The sequence below is a fragment of the Blautia sp. MSK.18.38 genome, from assembly GCF_024460535.1.
Classification (GTDB): domain Bacteria; phylum Bacillota; class Clostridia; order Lachnospirales; family Lachnospiraceae; genus Blautia_A; species Blautia_A fusiformis.
The window spans coordinates 1-2,585 of sequence record NZ_JANFYP010000065.1 but is presented as its reverse complement, the minus strand read 5'-3'; the positions used below and the strand labels follow the sequence as shown (position 1 = coordinate 2,585).

The 2,585-nt window shown below is 44.5% G+C and carries 3 protein-coding genes; all 3 read right to left on the bottom strand.

Going from position 1 to position 2,585, the window contains the following annotated elements:
- The coding region (locus tag NE638_RS17660; protein WP_173740748.1) for a MerR family DNA-binding transcriptional regulator at window positions 1–85 on the bottom strand (85 nt) is incomplete at its 3' end.
- A gap of 68 nt (window positions 86–153) precedes the next feature.
- Window positions 154–1,368: a dicarboxylate/amino acid:cation symporter gene (locus NE638_RS17655; RefSeq protein WP_173746848.1), complete on the bottom strand. Its 1,215-nt coding sequence runs from the start codon at window positions 1,366–1,368 to the stop codon at window positions 154–156.
- A gap of 228 nt (window positions 1,369–1,596) precedes the next feature.
- On the bottom strand, window positions 1,597–2,585 hold a 989-nt coding region (locus NE638_RS17650), incomplete at its 5' end, for a tyrosine-type recombinase/integrase (protein ID WP_244094888.1).

Here is a 2,585-nt window from a genome sequence, read left to right as displayed (position 1 = left end):
AGATTCCCTCTCTGTCCCATCTCTGAAGCGTTTTTACAGAAACACCTAATAATTCCGCAAAATCTTTTGGTTTATAATTTGTGATATTTGATGTGTCCATAATATACCTCCATAAGTATATTTAAACACATTTAATATCTTTTTGCAATATATTTAGTTACTTATATCATCCTCCTCAATATGATGGCGCTTTGCATAGCCGGTAAGCATCAGTGTCAGTGCACCGTCGCCGGTCACGTTGCATGCGGTACCGAAGCTGTCCTGCAGTGCAAAGATGGTAAGCATCAATGCAGTGCCGGAGCTGTCGAATTTCAGTATTCCGGTGATGATGCCAAGGGATGCCATGACGGTTCCGCCGGGAACACCGGGAGCTCCGATGGCAAAGATACCCAGAAGAAGGCAGAACAGAACCATGGTACCCGGCGTGGGAACGGAACCGTACAGGATCTTCGAAATCGCCATACAGAAGAAAACCTCTGTCAGAACGGAGCCACAGAGATGGATGTTTGCAAAAAGAGGAATCCCGAAGCTGACCAGATCCTTACGGAGTGGTTTTGCCTTGGAGGCGCACTGCAGTGCAACGGCCAGTGTGGCTGCAGAGGACATGGTCCCTACGGCAGTCAGATAGGCAGGACCATAATGGCGGACAACCTCCAGAGGATTTTCTCCGGAATAGATACCTGCAAGGATGTAAAGAAGAGTCATCCAGATAAAATGCCCGGCAAGCACCAGTACGATGATCTTCAGAAAAACAGGCAGCTGTCTGGTGATGGTTCCCTCGTAGGCAAGGCCACAGAAGGTAGTGCCGATAAATAACGGAAGAATGGGGATGATGATTCGAGCCACCAGAGAAAGAACGATTTTCTGAAATTCATCCAGGAGCCCAGTGATCAGCTTCGCCTTTGTCCAGGTAGCGGCAAGTCCCAGCATCATTGCAAAAACAAGAGCACTCATAACGGACATGATCTGCGGGATCTCCAGCTCAAAGATCACCTCCGGCAGCCGCTTCAGTCCTGCAGCATAGGAATGGATGGACAGATGTGGAATGATGAGAAAGCCAGAGGCTGTGGAAAAAAGCGCTGCGCCAACAGAGGAGCCGTAAGCGAGGACAACCGCAACACCCAGCATCAGCGAAGCATTTTTGCCAAGCCTGGTAATGGACGGAGCGATAAATCCCAGCACGATCAGCGGCACGCAGAAGGTAATGATCTGGCTCAGAATGTACTTGATAGTAACTGTGATATTAAGAACTGCCATGGAGATTCCGTTGGTGCTGTATCGGTTCAGGATAAGACCGGCTATGATCCCCAGGATCACAGCGACCAGCAGCTTAAATGGCAGACTGTTGAAAAAAGATGTTTTTTTCATTGGAAAACCTCCTCGGATAGTATAAAATAAAGCCAGAGTTTATTATAAAGGTATTTGATAAAAATTATATATGTCTTTTTGACTATCTTTTTATATCTTCTTAAATGTCCGTAAAGCCTTATTTTATCGGCTCTACGGGCATTTTGCTTTTGTTGTAAACCTCACATATCTAGGTCTATCTTCTTATATTTTCGCTATCAAGCGTGGTTAAAATCGTGGTAAATACTTCTATGCGATTAGACGCTGAACCTCTGATTTTGCAGTATCTATGGACGCATGAGCATACCAGTTCATTGTGATACTGATATTTGAATGTCCCATGATATACTGTAAATCTTTTGGGTTCATGTTCTTACTTGCCAGCCTTGTGCAGAACGTATGGCGTAGTGTATGCGGTGTGATATGTGGCAAGGGATTGTCCTTATGGTGCTTGTTGTATTTCTCTACCATACGGACAAAAAGCATATTGTAATCAATCGCAACTTTGGGCTTGCCTTTATGATTTACAAATAGAAAGTTGCCCCGTCCGTCTATCACAAATGGTTCTGCCTTTGGGCGTTTCTTCATAACCCGTTGAAATGCTTGTATCGTTTCTCTGCTTAATGGCACTTGCCTTGCTCCGCTTTTTGTCTTAGGCGTTTCAATATAGTAGCCCTGTTCCTTGCTCTTTAATAACTGGTGGTCGATAATCACAACTTCATTCTTGAAATCAATATCGGCTACTGTCAGTCCGCACAGTTCCGAGATACGAAGTCCTGTCTTTAACAGTATCAGCACATCATCATAATACTTGTGATACACATTGTCCGCCTTGATGAATGAGAGTAGGGCTTGTTCCTGTTCCTCTGTCAATGCGACTTTCTCTTTGGTATCATTTTCTATAACTTCACTTAACTTGAAATCAAAAGGGTTTTTCCTTACACAATCGTCTTGTATGGCGATATAGAATGACGCTTTTAACGAGCGTTTATGGTTGTTAATGGTGTTATAGGAAAAGCCTTTGTCTTTCATGCGTAACGCCCATTCCTTAGCGTCAGAGGGTTTTATCGTATCAATGCTCCTAGCACCTAACTTGTCCTCTTTCAATAACCGCATGAGCTGTTCCCGTTGTTTCTGTGTGCTCTTCTTCACGTTTGCCCTCTGTGTGTTCTGTTTGGCGTAGAGTTGGCAAAGCGTCATTTTCTTGCCTGTGCTGTCGATACCGTCCTCAATATCCC